Source organism: Streptomyces sp. Y1 (assembly GCF_041053115.1).
GTDB lineage: Bacteria > Actinomycetota > Actinomycetes > Streptomycetales > Streptomycetaceae > Kitasatospora > Kitasatospora rubellomurina.
In genome coordinates, this window is record NZ_CP163445.1 from 4,164,728 (window position 1) to 4,179,905 (window position 15,178).

Genomic DNA, 15,178 nt, shown 5'->3' on the forward strand with positions numbered 1-15,178 from the left:
GAACCATCGAGGGCAGCGAGGCGGGCGCATGAGTGGACTCCTGCCGGGTGACCCCGCCGCGGTGATCGGCGGCGAGGCCACCCCTCGGGCCCTGTGCGTGCTGGCGCCGAACCCGTCGCCGATGACGCTGGACGGCACCAACACCTGGCTGCTCTCCGAGCCCGGCTCGGACCTCGCGGCGGTGATCGACCCGGGCCCGCTGCACGAGGGCCACCTGCGCCGGGTGATCGAGCTCGCCGAGGAGCGGGGCAAGCGGATCGCGCTGACCCTGCTCACCCACGGCCACGCCGACCACTCCGAGGGCGCGGCCCGCTTCGCCGAGCTGACGGGCACCGAGGTGCGCGCGCTGGACCCGGCGCACCGGCTGGGCTCCGAGGGGCTGGTCGGCGGCCAGCGCCTGGACGTCGGCGGCCTCGACCTGCGGGTGGTGGCCACCCCCGGCCACACCTCCGACTCGCTGACCTTCCACCTGCCGGACGACGGCGCGGTCCTCACCGGGGACACCGTGCTCGGCCGCGGCACCACGATGGTCGCTCACCCGGACGGCCGGCTCGGCGACTACCTGGACTCGCTGCGCCACCTGCACACGATGGCCTCCCAGCACGGCGTGCGGACGGTGCTGCCCGGCCACGGGCCGGTGCTGGCGGACGCGCTCGGCGCCGTCGACTACTACCTGGCCCACCGGGCCGCCCGGCTCGCCCAGGTGGAGACCGCCGTCGAGGCGGGCTGCCGGACGGTCGCCGAGGTGGTGGCCCGGGTCTACGCGGACGTGGACCGGACGCTCTGGCCGGCCGCCGAGCTGTCGGTGCGGGCCCAGCTGGACTACCTGCGGGAGCACGGGCTGATCCCGGAGCAGGACTGAACCCGGCCCCGACGCGCGAACGCCGAAGGGCCCGTCCGACGCGGACGGGCCCTTCGCGGTGTTCGGAGCGCCGGCGCTCAGGGCGTCAGCGCGAGCGGCGGGACAGCCGCTCGACGTCGAGCAGGACCACCGCGCGGGCCTCCAGCTTCAGCCAGCCGCGGCCGGCGAAGTCGGCGAGCGCCTTGTTGACCGTCTCGCGGGAGGCGCCGACCAGCTGGGCCAGCTCCTCCTGGGTGAGGTCGTGCGCGACGTGGATGCCCTCCTCGGACTGCACGCCGAAGCGGCGGGAGAGGTCCAGCAGGGCCTTGGCGACGCGGCCGGGCACGTCGGAGAAGACCAGATCGGACATCACGTCGTTGGTCCGGCGCAGGCGGCGGGCGATGGCCCGGAGCAGCGCGATGGAGACCTCGGGGCGGGCGTGCAGCCAGGGCTGCAGGTCGCCGTGGCCCAGGCCCAGCAGCTTGACCTCGGTCAGCGCGCTCGCGGTGGCGGTGCGCGGGCCCGGGTCGAACAGCGACAGCTCGCCGATCATCTCGCTGGGGCCGAGCACGGCGAGCATGTTCTCGCGGCCGTCCGGCGAGGCGCGGTGCAGCTTGACCTTGCCCTCGGCGACGACGTACAGGCGGTCGCCCGGGTCGCCCTCGTGGAACAGCGACTCCCCACGGGCGAGGGTGACCTCGGTCATGGAAGCGCGCAGCTCGCCGGCCTGTTCGTCGTCGAGTGCCGCGAAGAGTGCGGCGCGCCGCAGAACGTCGTCCACGTGCTTCCTCCTTCTCGGCCGTCCGGCGGGTGGGCCGTCCGGCGCAAGTTCCGTTCAGTGTTCTGCATCACCAAGCATGGCGCATGTCGCTCCGATCATATGAGGAGGGGGTGTGTCGAGGTGTGCTGCGCGGGGCCATTCGTACCGGCGGGTCACCGCGCGGGCGTCCGGCGACCTGCCGCGGCTCGCACGCCCGCTCGCTCCCGTCGAACGGCGGATCGTCCGCCGCCGTCCGGATCGTGCGCCCGCCGTCCGGGCAGGTCCGCCGCCGTACGGGCCGGTCGGCCGCCGTACGGGCCGGTCGGCCGCTGCCCGGGCCGGTCGGCCCCGGGGAGGGACGACCGGCCCGCGGGGGTCAGCCGGTGAAGCCCAGCCCGGCGAGCGCCTGGTCGATCTTGGCGCGGTGGGCGGCCTCCCAGTCGTCGAGCGTCTCGGCGGCCTCCTTGGCCAGCTTCGCCCGGGCCGCGGCCAGCGTCTCGGCCCGGCGGGCGGCGGGCACCACCACGACGCCCTCCTCGTCCGCGACCACGATGTCGCCGGCCGCCACCGCCACGCCGCCGCAGTTGGCGACGGCGCCGTGCGTGCCCAGGGCCTGCTTGGCGCCGGGGATCGGGATCACGCCGCGGGCGAAGACCGGGAAGCCCAGCTCGCGGACCTCGCCGAGGTCCCGGATCAGGCCGTCCGCCACGAAGGCGGCCACGCCGCGGCGCTGCGCCACGGCGCAGACGTTGCCGCCGGCCAGCGCGTAGTCGAGGTCCCCGGACTCGACGACGATCACCGAACCGGGCTCGGCCCGGTAGATGGCCGCGTGCAGCATCAGGTTGTCGCCGGGCGGGCACTGCACGGTGAAGGCCGGGCCGGCCAGCCGGGGCCCGCCCGCCCACAGCGGGCGGATGCCGATGTCCATCACCTGCGCGCGGCCCAGGACGTCGGCCAGGGTGGTGGTCGGAATGTCCTTGAAGTCCTCGTCCATGGCGGTGTGTTCCCCCTCTGATCGGATCAGGTCTGATCGCCTGATCGACTGCGAAGAGTAGGACACGTCAGGAGCAGGTCAGGAGCCGGTCCGGCGCATCCGGCCTTCCGGTGCTTCCCATGCTCGCTGCCCTCAGGCGAAGAACTTCAGCAGCTCCGGCGCGATCGCCTCGGCCGCCACTTCGTGGGTCTGGTCGGCGAGCGTCCGGTACTCGGCGCCCGGCACGGCCGCCGCGACCGCCCGGGCCGGCGCCCGCAGCAGCTCCGGGCTGGCCCCGCCGTCCAGCACCAGGGTCGGCACGGCGACCCCGGCCAGGAGCTCCACCGGGACGGCCGCACCGGCCTGCTCGCCCAGCGCCGCCGCGTCGTACGCGAGGGTCGGCGCGACCGCCTCGAAGGCCGGCCACACCGGGGAGTTGCGCATCCCGTCCAGCATCGGCCGGGGCAGTCCGACGAAGGTCATGAAGGCCGCGACGGCGTCCCCGCGCCGGCCTTCGGCGAGCGCCCCCGTCAGCTCGTCGACGTACCCGTCGAATCGCGCGCCCTGCCCGTCCTCGGTGCTGAACGGCGGCTCGTAGACGGCGAGCCGGTCGATCGCGACGCCCGCGGCGGCGGCCCGCAGGGCGAGCGCGGCACCGGACGAGAAGGCGACCACGCGGGCCGAACCGCCGGCCGCGGCGATCACGGCGGCCAGGTCCTCGATCTCGCGCGACACCGCGAACGGCGCGGTGTCGCCGCTGGCGCCGCGGCCGCGCCGGTCGTACGTCCACACGGTGTGGTGGGCCGCGAGCTGCTCGGCGATCGCCGCGCCCGGGCCGAAGTTCCGGTGGCAGAGCGCGCCGTCGACGAGGACGACCGCCGGGCCGGAGCCGGTGACGGTGCAGGCGAGGGTGGTGCCGTCGGCGGAGACCACGGTGTTCATGGGGGCGTTCCTTCTGTCGTGCGAGCCGGTCATGGGGGTAGACCGGGACTCGGCGCGGAACTCATCGGTCCCGCGCGAAATTTTTTCCGCAGACTCCAGGACTCCAGGACTCCAGGACCTCGGGACCTCGGGACTTCGCGGACTTTCGCGGACTACGGACGGCCCGCGGCGCCGGACGACCCCGCCTCCGGCGCCGGCCCGTCCACCGAAGCAGCGCGGCGGGCGGCATGCACGTGCAGGTCGGGCACATCCGTTCGAGGAGCCGTGAAACCGGTCACGTGCGGAGAGTCGATCGGCGTAGCCTTCGTGCATGGCAGAGAGCAAGGTCCGGAAGGCCGCGGCGCCGGGGCCGGCCGTGAAGAAGGCGGCGGTGAAGCCGAGGAAGCCGGAGTCCCACCTGGCGATGGTGCGGCGGGCCCGGCGGATCAACCGCGAGCTGGCCGAGCTGTACCCGTACGCGCACCCCGAGCTGGACTTCGAGAACCCGTTCCAACTGCTGGTGGCCACCGTGCTGTCGGCGCAGACCACCGACCTGCGGGTGAACCAGACCACCCCGGCGCTGTTCGCCAAGTACCCGACGCCGGAGGACATGGCGGCGGCCAACCCGGAGGAGCTGGAGGAGGTCATCCGGCCGACCGGGTTCTTCCGGAACAAGGCGAAGTCGCTGATCGGCCTGTCGATCGCGCTGCGCGACGAGTTCGGCGGCGAAGTCCCGGGCCGGCTGGCCGACTTGGTGACGCTGCCCGGCGTCGGCCGGAAGACCGCCAACGTCGTCCTCGGCAACGCCTTCGGCGTCCCCGGGATCACCGTGGACACCCACTTCGGGCGGCTGGCCCGCCGGTTCGGCTGGACGGCCGAGGACGATCCGGTGAAGGTCGAGGCGGCCGTCGCCGAGATCTTCCCGAAGTCCGAGTGGACGATGCTCTCGCACCGCGTGGTCTTCCACGGCCGCCGGATCTGCCACTCCCAGAAGCCCGCCTGCGGGGCCTGCCCGATCGCCCCGCTCTGCCCGGCCTACGGGGAGGGCGAGACCGATCCGGAGAAGGCCCGCAAGCTGCTCAAGTACGAGATGGGCGGCCAGCCGGGCCAGCGGCTGAAGCCGCCCGCGGACTTCCCCGGCGAGGCCGCCGCCCGGGCCGACGCGGTCGCCCACCGGGGGCGGGTCGCGGACCTGGCGGTGGAGGAGTGAGCGCGGTGGGCGGGAGAACGGTCGGGAGGCGTGCGTGCCGGTCGTCGGCAGCGGGGCGGAGCGAGGTGGGCGGATGACCGTGCGGGGTGTCGAGCGGGACGGCCTGCCGGGCTGGCTGGAGCCGGTCCGGGAGGCGGCGGAGCGGGTGCTGCCGGAGCAGCTGAGCCGCTTCCTGCCGCCGGCCGAGGGCGGCCGGGCGGCCGCGGTGCTGATGCTGTTCGGCGAGGGCCCGCAGGGGCCGGACCTGCTGCTGATCGAGCGGGCCCGTTCGCTGCGCTCGCACGCCGGGCAGCCGTCCTTCCCCGGCGGTGCGCTGGACCCGGAGGACGGCGATCCGGCCGGCCCGGGCCCGGTCGCGGCGGCGCTGCGCGAGGCCTGGGAGGAGACCGGGCTGGATCCGGCGGGGGTGCAGGTGTTCGCCGAGCTGCCCCGGCTGTACATCCCGGTGAGCGGCTTCGTGGTGACCCCGGTGCTGGGCTGGTGGCGCGAGGAGTCGCCGGTGCGGCCGGTGGACCTGGGGGAGACCGGCGCGGTGTTCCGGGTGCCGATCACGGACCTGGCGGACCCGGCGAACCGGGTGCGGCTGCGGCACCCGTCCGGGCACGTCGGGCCGGCCTTCGCGGTCGCCGGGCGGCTGGTGTGGGGCTTCACGGCCGGGGTGATCGACCGGGTGCTGCACCACAGCGGCCTGGAGCTGCCCTGGGACCGCTCCAGGGTCGTCGACCTCTCCGACGAGGCGCTGGCCCTGGTGCAGGGCGACCTCGACCACTCCCGCGCACTGCTGGGCGGCGACTCCGCCGGTTCGTGACCGGTGGGCGGCGCGGCGGGGGCGCCGGGCGTGGGAGGGTGTCGGAGTGAACGTCCTGGATGTGCTGCTGATCGCCGCTGCCGTGGGATTCGCCGTGTCCGGCTACCGGCAGGGCTTCGTCGTCGGGGTCCTGTCGCTGATCGGCTTCCTCGGCGGCGGCCTGCTGGCCGTCCAACTGCTGCCGCTGCTGCTCGACCACCTCAGCCCGGGCACCACCGCCTCGGTGGTGGCCGTCGTGGTGGTGATCGTCTTCGCCGCGGTCGGCCAGGCGATCACCGCGCACTACGGCTGGAAGCTGCGCGGCCACATCGAGCGCCGCCCGGCCCGGGTGCTGGACGCGACCGGCGGCGCCGCGGTGAACGTGCTCTCGATGCTGCTGGTGGCCTGGCTGATCGGGTCCGCCCTGGCCGGGACGTCACTGCCGACGGTCTCCAAGCAGGTCCGCTCCTCGAAGATCCTGGCGGGCGTCCAGGACGCGCTGCCGGGCGACGCCCCGAACTGGTTCTCGGACTTCTCCAAGGTGCTCGCCCGCAACGGCTTCCCGCAGGTCTTCAACCCCTTCGAGCACGAGCCGATCACCCAGGTCGACACCCCGGACCCGGCGCTGGCCGACAGCGCGGCGGTCGCGAAGGCCCGGCTGAGCCTGGTCAAGGTGGTCGGCACCGCGACCTCCTGCGGCAAGACGCTGGAGGGCAGCGGCTTCGTGTTCGCGCCGCACCGGGTGATGACCAACGCCCACGTGGTCGGCGGGGTCGACGAGCCGACCGTGCAGATCGGCGGCGTCGGCCAGCTGTACGACGCCACCGTGGTCCGCTACGACTGGCAGCGCGACATCGCCGTCCTGGACGTGCCCAAGCTGAACGCGCCGGCGCTGACCTTCGCGGGCGAGGCGAAGACCAACGACAGCGCGATCGTCGCGGGCTTCCCGGAGAACGGCGCGTTCAACGTCCAGCCCGCCCGCATCCGCGGCCGCATCCAGGCCAACGGCCCGGACATCTACCACCGGGGCCAGGTGGTGCGCGACGTCTACTCGGTGCGCTCGGTGGTCCGCCAGGGCAACAGCGGCGGCCCGCTGCTCACCCCGGACGGCCAGGTGTACGGCGTGGTGTTCGCCAAGTCGCTGGACAGCGCCGACACCGGGTACGTGCTGACCGCCGCCGAGGTGCGGGACGACGTCGAGAAGGGCGGCGGCGCGACCGCCCGGGTCGACACCCAGGGCTGCGCGCTCTGACCGCCCCTCGCGGCGTTCAGCAGGCGTTTCTGACGGCGCGGGATCCGTCGTGCCGTCAGTCCATCCTGATAGCCTCGGCCGCGCTCACCCGTTCGGCTCAACCGGGCGCCGTCCCGGAGTGAGTCGACGGGGAGGTCGTGGCAGTCCGATGATGGGTCACTCGCACGCGGTGAGCGGGGCGATGCTGTACGCGGCATCCGCGCCGTTCCTGCCCCCGCTGCTGCTGCACACCACGCTGCAGCCGGCGGACATACTGATGGGCACGGTGCTGTGCGCGGGCGCGGCCCTGCTGCCGGACCTCGACCACCACGACGGCTCGATCGCCAACTTCCTGGGCCCGGTCTCCAAGGCGCTCTGCCGCTTCGTGGCCTGGGCCTCCGGCGGGCACCGGCACGCCACCCACTCGCTGCTGTTCGTCGCGCTGATGGGCGGCGGCACCTGGGCCGGTGTCACCTACCTGGGGCGCAACTTCACCCTCGCGCTGACGTTCTTCCTGCTGGCCCTCGCGATCCGGGCGCTGCGGCTCTGCCCGCCGAGCAACGGCCCGGAGGCGTGGATCACCGTCATCGGCCTGTCCGCGCTCGGCACCTTCGGCATGAACACCTGGATGCCCAACTCGCCCGGCTGGCTGCCGTACGCGGTGGCGCTGGGCACGCTGGCGCACCTGCTGGGCGACTGCCTGACCAAGAAGGGCGCGCCGCTGCTGTGGCCGCACAAGGAGCGCTACGAGATCGTGCTGATCAAGCGCAGCGGCAACAACGTCGAGACCAAGGTGCTGGTGCCGATCATGTCGGTGGCGACCTTCGTCCTGCTGTGGTTCACGGCGCTGTCGCCGACGATCGTCAACTGACGGCTCGGCGTTCAGCCGAACGGAGATGCGGCGCGAGGCCTCAGGTCTCGCGCCGCAGTCGTGCGCCCACCCACCGGGCGCGCCGGCCCAGGATGCGCGGGATGCCGAGCTGCCGCCGCTCCGCGCGCTGACGGTGCTCGACGCCGTCGAAGCCGAGGTCCTCCGCCCGGTCGGGGCGGTGCGCGGAGCGCTGGGGACTGTTGTGGCGTCGGCCGCGCGGGGCGCCGCCGCGATCGGGCATCCAGGTCATACCGGAATGGATGCCCCTGGGCCGGTCGGGGTAACCGTGCGGGTGCCGTCGAGATTGGCCTATGCGGTTGTCATATGAGCACGGATTGACGGGAGTTGAGGGCGAAGGGCGCTCACGGGGCACGCCCTTCGCGGGTCACGCCTCGCGCGCGTCATGCCTTGCGCGGGCCGGTCCTCGCGGTGGGCCCGCGCGGTGGGTCCTCGCCGCTCACTCCTTGTGGCGGCCGACCCAGTCCAGCAGCTCGGCGGTGAACTGCTCCGGCACCTCCTCGTGCGGGAAGTGCCCGACCCCCGGCAGCAGCCGCCAGCGGTACGGCGCCGCGACGTACTCGCCGCCGCCGAGCGCGGTGTGCGAGAGCAGCACCGGGTCGGCGGCGCCCTGGACGTGCAGGGTCGGCGCGGTGATCGGCTTCTTCATCCGCCGGGCGAACTGGATGCCGTCCGGCCGCGCCATCGAGCGCATCAGCCAGCGGTAGGGCTCGATCGAGCAGTGCGCGGTGCTGGGGATCTGGATCGCCTGCCGGTACGCGTGCACGGCCGCCTCGTCCAGGCCGTTCGGACCGGTCCACTCCGCCAGGTAGCGGCCGACCAGCGCGGCGTCCTCGGCGACCAGCCGGCGTTCCGGTATCCACGGCCGCTGGAAGCCCAGCACGTGCTCGAAGGCGGCGAACTGGCGGCGGTCGGTCAGGAGCGCCCGGCGCAGGTCCCGGGGGTGCGCGGCGGAGACCACGGTGAGGCTCTGGATGACCGAGGGCCGCATCACCGCCGCCACCCAGGCCAGGGTGCCGCCGGAGGCGTGCCCGACCAGGTGTGCCCGGGGCTCGCCGAGCGAGCGGATCACCCCGGTGATGTCCAGGGCGAGGTTGCCGGGGTCGTACCCGCGCGGGGTGCGGTCGCTGCCGCCGATGCCCCGCAGGTCCAGCGCCACCGCGCGGTAGCCGGCCTCGGCGAGCGCGGTCAGCTGGTGGCGCCAGGCCCACCAGTACTCCGGCCAGCCGTGCACCAGCAGCACCAGGGGGCCGGAACCCAGCTCGGCGATGTGGAAGCGGGCACCGTTGGCGGCGAGGTCGCGGTGCGTCCACGGGCCGGGCTGACGGATGCTCCACGCCTCGGCGGCTCCGCCCTCGACAGAGCCGCCCTCGGCGGCTCCGCCCGCGCCACTGCTTCCGTCCTCGCCGCTGCTTCCGTCCCGGCCGGTTCCGTCTCCGGGGGCCTGGCGGAGCTCTGCGCCGGGCCGTGCGCCGGCCCCGGAGGCGGCCCCGGTCTCGGGGTCGGAGCCGGGGCCGGAATCGGCGGACGGGCGCGCGGGTACGGGCTTCTGGTCGAGCGGCATACCGAGAGCGTGTCACATCCGCGCGTCGCCGACGCGCCCGGCACTCGCTGTCGGCGGGTCCGGGTGCGCCCGCGCTTGACGGGATGCCCGACCGGGAGGCTTTACGGGATGCGGCCCAGGGCCCGGTCGATCTCCTCCTTGGTGGCCGGGCGCGGCCGGGCGGTCTTCAGCACCTCGGCGGTCTTCTGGACGCCCTCCATGGTGCGCTCCGGCTTCTGGATGCGCTTGAAGAAGCGCACGGCGACGATGCCGACCACGAGCGCGAGGATCAGGTGGAGGACACCCGAGAGCGCGAACGCCCCACCGAGCGGCACGCCCAGGAAGTGGATGAGGTAGGCGATCGCGATGCTGAACATCGGCACCGAGGCGAGTGCGATCACCCCGGCGACGGCGATGAAGAGGCCACCGGAGACGCCGCGCTTGACGTCCGCCCGGATCTCGGACTTGGCGAGCGCGATCTCGTCGTGGACCAGTGCGGACAGGTCGGCGGTGGCCGCGGCGAACAGCTGCCCCACCGAACGCTCGCCCTCGTGGGGCGCCCGGCCGTTGCTGGACGGGTCTGCGGTTCCTGCGGGCATCAGCGATTCTCCTCTGCGGCTGTGGGGCTCTGCGGCTGTGGCGTGACGCCGCCGGATGGTGCGGTTCCGGCGGGCCGGTGGGGGCCCCGGAGGCGTCTGTGGACTGTCGACAGCTCAGAATCATGCCTCCACCGGTCTGTCGGACACCACTCCGGGGCCCCGCCGGAGTGGTGCCCTCCGGCCTCCGGGGCCGCTGCGGGGGCGGCTTTCGAGGCCTCAGCCGGGCGTTCCCGGTCCCTCGTCGGCGGGGCGTGCCGCCGGGCCGTCGGCCGGCTGTGCCGCGAGCCGGGAGGCACGGGACCGCCAGGCCGGGTCGTCCGCCTGGTAGACGTCCGGGACGCCGTCGCCGTCCACGTCCCGGTCCTCCTCCTCGCAGAGTGCGCGGTAGTGCCGGTTGCGCAGCTTCAGCAGGGCGGTGGCGACCAGCGCGCAGAGCAGCGAGCCGACCAGCACGGCCGCCTTGGCGCGCTCGGCGAGCGTCGGATCGTTGGGGAAGGCCAGCTCGCTGATCAGCAGTGAGACGGTGAAGCCGATGCCCGCGAGCACCGAGACGGCGAACATGTCGGCCCACTTGAGCTGCGGGTTCAGCTCGGCCCGGGTGAAGCGCGCGGCCAGCCGGGTGCCGCCGAATATGCCGACCGTCTTGCCGACCAGCAGGCCGATCACGATGCCGAGCGGGGCGGCCTGGGTGAACACCTCGCGCAGCGCCGAGCCGGAGATCGTCACCCCGGCCGAGAACAGCGCGAACACCGGGACGGCCAGGCCGGCCGAGAGCGGACGGACCAGGTGCTCGATGTGCTCGCCGGGGGAGTGCTGCTCGTCGCCCTCCCGGTGGCAGCGCAGCATCAGGCCCATCGCGACGCCGGCCACCGTGGCGTGGATGCCGCTCTCGTGCATCAGCGCCCAGACCACGACGGCCAGCGGCACGAACAGGTACCAGCCGTGCACCCCGCGGCGGTGCAGGAACCAGAACAGCACCAGTCCGGCGAAGGCCAGGCCGAGCGCCCAGAACTTGATGCCGGAGCTGTAGAAGACCGCGATGATCAGGATCGCGATCAGGTCGTCCACGACGGCGAGGGTGAGCAGGAACGCGCGCAGCGGGGACGGCAGGTGGCTGCCGACCACGGCCAGCACGCCGAGTGCGAAGGCGATGTCGGTGGCGGTCGGGATCGCCCACCCGCCGGGGTGACCGCCGCTGCCGGAGTTGACCAGGGCGAACAGGATCGCGGGCATCGCGACCCCGCAGACGGCCGCGATCACGGGCAGCAACGCGGCACTCGGGGTGCGCAGCTCGCCCGCCACGAACTCGCGCTTGAGCTCGATCCCGGCGACGAAGAAGAAGATCGTCAGCAGCCCGTCCTTGGCCCAGGTGGCCAGGGAGAGGTCGAGGTGGAGCGGCGCGGACGGGCCGACGGTGTGGTTGAGCAGGCTCTCGTACGCGTGCGGCCAGACGTTGGCCCAGATCAGCGCGATCACGGCGGCGCCCAGCAGGAGCATGCCGCCGACCGTCTCGGTGCGCAGGGCGTCGGTGATGAAGGCGCGCTCGGGCAGGGACAGCCGGCCGAGCAACTGCCGGCGTCGGGGGGTCTGCTGGTGGGAGGGCGACTGGTCGGTCACGCGTGACCTCCTGAGGGGCTGGGAGCGGCAACGGTTGCACGGGTGGTGCAAGTGCCGACCAGACTTCCCGGCGCGCCCTGTGACGCCCGGATTCCTGCACGAGGATCTTGATGCGTCCTTAGCAGTCTACGGGACGTTCGGGTGATGACCGGATCGTCCTACTCAAGGACTTAAGCCCTGCCGGCCCTTTCTGCACTCCCGAGGAGCAGTCGCCCGGCACCCGAACGGACCAGGCCGAGTGCACTCGGGTGAACGCCTCCCTATCGTCGGTCGCAGGCGCCACCCGGTCCGGGCCGGCGCACATCCCCCCTTCGCTGTGCTGGAGGCACGACCATGCCCGGTGGTGGCACCGCCCTGCCCGAACCGCCCCTGTTACCCGGTGAGCCCGCGGAGCCACCCGGCTCGGGTGGTGCGTTCGGCGCGTCCGGTCCGTTCGTGGCCGGTCCGTTTGTGGTCGGTCCGTTCGTGGCGGGTCCCTTCGTGGCCGGTTCGAGTGCTGCGGATCCGGACGTTCCCGCCGACCTCGACCGGTTGCTCCGCCCGCTGTTCCGCGCCGCCGGACCGGACGGCGGCGTCGCCGTCGCGGTGATCCGCGGCGACGAGCGGACGGTCGCCTGTCGGGGGCGCGCCGACCGCTCCGGCGAGCGTCCGGTCCGCGCCGACACCCGGTTCGCGCTCGGCTCCGTCACCAGGACCTTCACCGGGCTGCTGCTCGCCGAGATGGCCGCCCGGGGTGAGGTCCGGTACGACGACCCGATCGACCGCTACCTCCCCGCCGGTGCCGTCCCCGGCTATCCGCACGAGCGGCCGATCACCCTGCTCCACCTGGCCACCCACACCTCCGGGCTGCCCCGGCTGCCGGTCGGCCTGCTGCCGGCGGCGGCCCCGCGCTGGTTCACCCGTCCGTACGCGACGTTCGGCCCCGCACACCTGCTCAGGGCGCTGCCCCGGACCCCGGTGCGGGGAACCCCGGGCACCCAGGTGCGCTACTCCAGCCTCGGCTGCGGACTGCTCGGCCTCCTGCTGGCCAACGCGGCCGGGCAGCGCTACGACGACCTGCTGGCCGCCCGGGTCTGCGGCCCGCTGGGCCTGCTGGACACCTCCTGCGGCCCCGGCCGGGAGGATGCCACCGGGTACCGGCGCGGCCGCTGGGTGCCGTCCTTCCGGCTGCCCGCGCTGCCTGGCGCGGCCGCGCTGCGTTCCACCGCCGACGACCTGCTCCGCTACCTGCAGGCACACCTGTCGCTGGACGCCGTGCCGCTCTCCTCACCGGCCGACGCGGCGGTCCTGCGGACGGCCCTCGGCGAGGTCAGCCACCCCAGGGCCGGGCGGCGCCGGACCGGCGGCACCCGGGTCTGCCTCGGGTGGAACCACCGCTCGCTGTGCGCGACGGAGGCGGAGCCGGCGGCGGTGCGGGAAGTCGCGGCAGGGGTAGCGACGGGGAAGGCGGCGGGGGAGGTCGACGGCCCGGGTGGCGAGCCCGGTCCGTCGGGTGTCGCCGAGGAGGGCGCCGAGCTGGTGTTCCACACCGGCTCCACCCGCGGCTCCGGCGCCTTCGTCGGGTTCAGCCCGCGGGCCCAGGTCGGCCTGGCGGTGCTGGCCGGCGCCCGCTCCCTGCGCAGCCGGGGCCTGGCTCGGAGCGCGTACGAGACGCTGCGCACCCTGGCCGCGGAACGCCTGGCGGAGCCGGCGGACTGACGGTGCGCCGGGTCGGCCGCGCGGTGGCCTGACGGCGGCGCGGGCGGACGCCGGTGCCCCGGGCGGTGGGAACCGCCCGGGGCACCGTCACCGGCCGCGCCGGCGTGTTCGGCAACCGTGCCGGGATGCTCAGCCGTTGCTGCCGGTCGGCGGCAGCTGGGCCTGGATCTGGCTCATCACCGTGCTGTCGGCGAGGGTGGTGGTGTCACCGACCTCGCGGCCCTCGGCGATGTCGCGCAGCAGGCGGCGCATGATCTTGCCCGAGCGGGTCTTCGGCAGCTCGCCGACGACCTTGATCTGCTTCGGCTTGGCGATCGGGCCGAGCGTGCGGCCGACGTGCGCCCGCAGCTCCTCGACCAGCTCCGGGCTCTCGGTCGCGCCGCCGCGCAGGATCACGAAGGCGACGATGGCCTGGCCGGTGGTCGCGTCGGTGGCGCCGACCACGGCGGACTCGGCCACCGAGGGGTGCCCGACCAGGGCCGACTCGACCTCGGTGGTGGAGATGTTGTGGCCCGAGACGAGCATGACGTCGTCGACCCGGCCGAGCAGCCAGATGTCGCCGTCCTCGTCCTTCTTGGCGCCGTCACCGGCGAAGTAGCGGCCCTCGAAGCGCGACCAGTAGGTCTCGATGTAGCGCTGGTCGTCGCCCCAGATGGTGCGCAGCATGGACGGCCACGGCTCGGTGAGCACCAGGTAGCCGCCGGAGCCGTTGGGGACCTCGACGGCGTTGTCGTCGACGACGGTGGCGGCGATGCCCGGCAGGGCGCGCTGGGCGGAGCCCGGCTTGGTCTCGGTGACGCCCGGCAGCGGGCTGATCATGATGGCGCCGGTCTCGGTCTGCCACCAGGTGTCCACGATCGGGGCCTTGCCGGCGCCGATGTGCTCCCGGTACCAGACCCAGGCCTCGGGGTTGATCGGCTCGCCGACGCTGCCCAGCACCCGCAGCGAGGACAGGTCGAACTTCGCGGGGATGTCGTCGCCCCACTTCATGAAGGTGCGGATCGCGGTCGGCGCGGTGTAGAGGATCGTCACGCCGTACTTCTGGACGATCTCCCAGAACCGGCCCTGGTGCGGGGTGTCCGGGGTGCCCTCGTAGATGACCTGGGTGGCACCGTTGGAGAGCGGGCCGTAGACGATGTACGAGTGGCCGGTGACCCAGCCGATGTCGGCGGTGCACCAGTAGACGTCCGACTCCGGCTTGAGGTCGAAGACGGCGTGGTGGGTGTAGCTGGCCTGGGTGAGGTAGCCGCCCGAGGTGTGCAGGATGCCCTTGGGCTTCCCGGTGGTGCCCGAGGTGTAGAGGATGAAGAGCGGGTGCTCGGCGTCGTGCGCCTCGGGGGTGTGCTCGGTCGACTGGCGGGCGGTGATCTCGTGCCACCAGACGTCGCGGCCCTCGGTCCAGGGGATGTCCTGCTCGGTGCGGCGGATCACCAGGACGTGCTCGACGCCGTCGACCTTGGTCAGGGCCTCGTCGATGGCCGGCTTGAGGGCGGAGGGCTTGCCGCGGCGGTAGCCGCCGTCCGCGGTGATGACCAGCTTGGCCTGGGCGTCCTGGATGCGGGAGGCGACGGCGTCGGCGGAGAAGCCGCCGAAGACCACCGAGTGGGTGGCGCCGATCCGGGCGCAGGCGAGCATCGCGACGACCGCCTCGGCGATCATCGGCAGGTAGACCGCGACCCGGTCGCCCTTGCGGACGCCGAGCTCCAGCAGCGCGTTGGCGGCCTGCGAGACCTCGTCCTTGAGCTGGGCGTAGGTGATCGAGCGGCCGTCACCGGGTTCGCCCTCGAAGTGGATCGCGACCCGGTCGCCGAGGCCGTTCTCGACGTGGCGGTCGACGCAGTTGTACGTCACGTTGAGCTTGCCGTCGGCGAACCACTTGGCGAAGGGCGGGTTGGACCAGTCGAGCGTCTCGGTCGGCTCGACGGCCCAGCTGAGGCGGCGGGCCTGCTCGGCCCAGAAGCCCAGACGGTCCTCGGAGGCCTGCCCGTACGCGGCCGCGGTGACGTTGGCGGTTGCGGCGAGCTCTGCCGGCGGGGCGAAGCGCCGCTCCTCCTTGAGCAGGTTGGCCAGGCTCTCGTTGCTCAACGCGCACTCCTCATCGAGTCATGA

The 15,178-nt window shown here is 73.7% G+C and carries 14 protein-coding genes; 6 read left to right on the plus strand and 8 right to left on the minus strand.

All coding sequences use genetic code 11. The annotated features are described in order from the left end of the window. Positions 1–28: 28 nt before the first annotated feature. Complete coding sequence (locus AB2U05_RS17775; RefSeq protein ID WP_045698239.1) at positions 29–862, plus strand: MBL fold metallo-hydrolase; 834 nt, start codon at positions 29–31, stop codon at positions 860–862. 85 nt (positions 863–947) lie between these two features. Here AB2U05_RS17775 and AB2U05_RS17780 read toward each other — a convergent pair whose 3' ends face one another. From AB2U05_RS17780 to AB2U05_RS17790, 3 genes are all read right to left on the minus strand, one after another. Further along, positions 948–1,622, minus strand: a complete 675-nt coding sequence (locus tag AB2U05_RS17780) for a Crp/Fnr family transcriptional regulator (protein ID WP_030288117.1) — start codon at positions 1,620–1,622, stop codon at positions 948–950. 355 nt (positions 1,623–1,977) lie between these two features. Then, the gene (locus tag AB2U05_RS17785; protein WP_369183698.1) at positions 1,978–2,595 is read right to left on the minus strand and encodes an RraA family protein; all 618 of its coding nucleotides are present in this window, start codon (positions 2,593–2,595) and stop codon (positions 1,978–1,980) included. A gap of 132 nt (positions 2,596–2,727) precedes the next feature. Next, positions 2,728–3,516, minus strand: a complete 789-nt coding sequence (locus AB2U05_RS17790) for an alpha/beta fold hydrolase (RefSeq protein ID WP_369183699.1) — start codon at positions 3,514–3,516, stop codon at positions 2,728–2,730. Between the two features lie 310 nt (positions 3,517–3,826). Here AB2U05_RS17790 and nth point away from each other — a divergent pair, with 310 nt between their 5' ends. The 4 genes from nth (at position 3,827) to AB2U05_RS17810 (ending at position 7,594) form a co-directional block, all read left to right on the plus strand. After that, on the plus strand, positions 3,827–4,705 hold the full coding sequence (gene nth / locus AB2U05_RS17795) for an endonuclease III (RefSeq protein WP_045698252.1): 879 nt from the start codon (positions 3,827–3,829) through the stop codon (positions 4,703–4,705). 73 nt (positions 4,706–4,778) lie between these two features. Next, positions 4,779–5,513: a CoA pyrophosphatase gene (locus AB2U05_RS17800; protein ID WP_045698254.1), complete on the plus strand. Its 735-nt coding sequence runs from the start codon at positions 4,779–4,781 to the stop codon at positions 5,511–5,513. A gap of 46 nt (positions 5,514–5,559) precedes the next feature. Continuing rightward, the gene (locus tag AB2U05_RS17805; protein ID WP_045698256.1) at positions 5,560–6,744 is read left to right on the plus strand and encodes a MarP family serine protease; all 1,185 of its coding nucleotides are present in this window, start codon (positions 5,560–5,562) and stop codon (positions 6,742–6,744) included. A 151-nt stretch (positions 6,745–6,895) separates the two neighbouring features. Beyond that, positions 6,896–7,594, plus strand: a complete 699-nt coding sequence (locus AB2U05_RS17810; RefSeq protein WP_078860138.1) for a metal-dependent hydrolase — start codon at positions 6,896–6,898, stop codon at positions 7,592–7,594. A gap of 40 nt (positions 7,595–7,634) precedes the next feature. Here AB2U05_RS17810 and AB2U05_RS17815 read toward each other — a convergent pair whose 3' ends face one another. The 4 genes from AB2U05_RS17815 to nhaA form a co-directional block, all read right to left on the minus strand. Next, complete coding sequence (locus AB2U05_RS17815) at positions 7,635–7,844, minus strand: hypothetical protein (protein ID WP_045698261.1); 210 nt, start codon at positions 7,842–7,844, stop codon at positions 7,635–7,637. A 207-nt stretch (positions 7,845–8,051) separates the two neighbouring features. Beyond that, a complete protein-coding gene (locus AB2U05_RS17820; protein ID WP_244178839.1) occupies positions 8,052–9,176 on the minus strand; it encodes an alpha/beta fold hydrolase in 1,125 nt (374 codons plus the stop codon). Positions 9,177–9,277: 101 nt separating this feature from the next. After that, positions 9,278–9,754: a phage holin family protein gene (locus AB2U05_RS17825; protein ID WP_045698263.1), complete on the minus strand. Its 477-nt coding sequence runs from the start codon at positions 9,752–9,754 to the stop codon at positions 9,278–9,280. A 216-nt stretch (positions 9,755–9,970) separates the two neighbouring features. After that, a complete protein-coding gene (gene nhaA, locus AB2U05_RS17830; protein ID WP_369183700.1) occupies positions 9,971–11,371 on the minus strand; it encodes a Na+/H+ antiporter NhaA in 1,401 nt (466 codons plus the stop codon). A gap of 465 nt (positions 11,372–11,836) precedes the next feature. On the opposite strand from nhaA, the gene AB2U05_RS17835 reads away from it, so the two are divergent. Beyond that, positions 11,837–13,069, plus strand: a complete 1,233-nt coding sequence (locus AB2U05_RS17835; protein WP_244178840.1) for a serine hydrolase — start codon at positions 11,837–11,839, stop codon at positions 13,067–13,069. Positions 13,070–13,198: 129 nt separating this feature from the next. Here the strand turns inward: AB2U05_RS17835 and acs are convergent, their stop codons facing one another. Then, positions 13,199–15,154 carry an acetate--CoA ligase gene (gene acs / locus AB2U05_RS17840; protein ID WP_369183701.1) on the minus strand — a complete coding sequence of 652 codons (1,956 nt, stop codon included), beginning with the start codon at positions 15,152–15,154 and terminating at the stop codon, positions 13,199–13,201. Positions 15,155–15,178 lie beyond the last annotated feature (24 nt).

Bases quoted from the DNA above. Each gene is read 5' to 3' on its own strand.
- AB2U05_RS17815 (WP_045698261.1), bottom strand. From the start codon at position 7,844: ATGACCTGGATGCCCGATCGCGGCGGCGCCCCGCGCGGCCGACGCCAC.
- AB2U05_RS17810 (WP_078860138.1), top strand. From the start codon at position 6,896: ATGGGTCACTCGCACGCGGTGAGCGGGGCGATGCTGTACGCGGCATCC.
- AB2U05_RS17775 (WP_045698239.1), top strand. From the start codon at position 29: ATGAGTGGACTCCTGCCGGGTGACCCCGCCGCGGTGATCGGCGGCGAG.
- AB2U05_RS17820 (WP_244178839.1), bottom strand. From the start codon at position 9,176: ATGCCGCTCGACCAGAAGCCCGTACCCGCGCGCCCGTCCGCCGATTCC.
- AB2U05_RS17800 (WP_045698254.1), top strand. From the start codon at position 4,779: ATGACCGTGCGGGGTGTCGAGCGGGACGGCCTGCCGGGCTGGCTGGAG.
- nth (WP_045698252.1), top strand. From the start codon at position 3,827: ATGGCAGAGAGCAAGGTCCGGAAGGCCGCGGCGCCGGGGCCGGCCGTG.
- AB2U05_RS17785 (WP_369183698.1), bottom strand. From the start codon at position 2,595: ATGGACGAGGACTTCAAGGACATTCCGACCACCACCCTGGCCGACGTC.
- AB2U05_RS17790 (WP_369183699.1), bottom strand. From the start codon at position 3,516: ATGAACACCGTGGTCTCCGCCGACGGCACCACCCTCGCCTGCACCGTC.
- AB2U05_RS17825 (WP_045698263.1), bottom strand. From the start codon at position 9,754: ATGCCCGCAGGAACCGCAGACCCGTCCAGCAACGGCCGGGCGCCCCAC.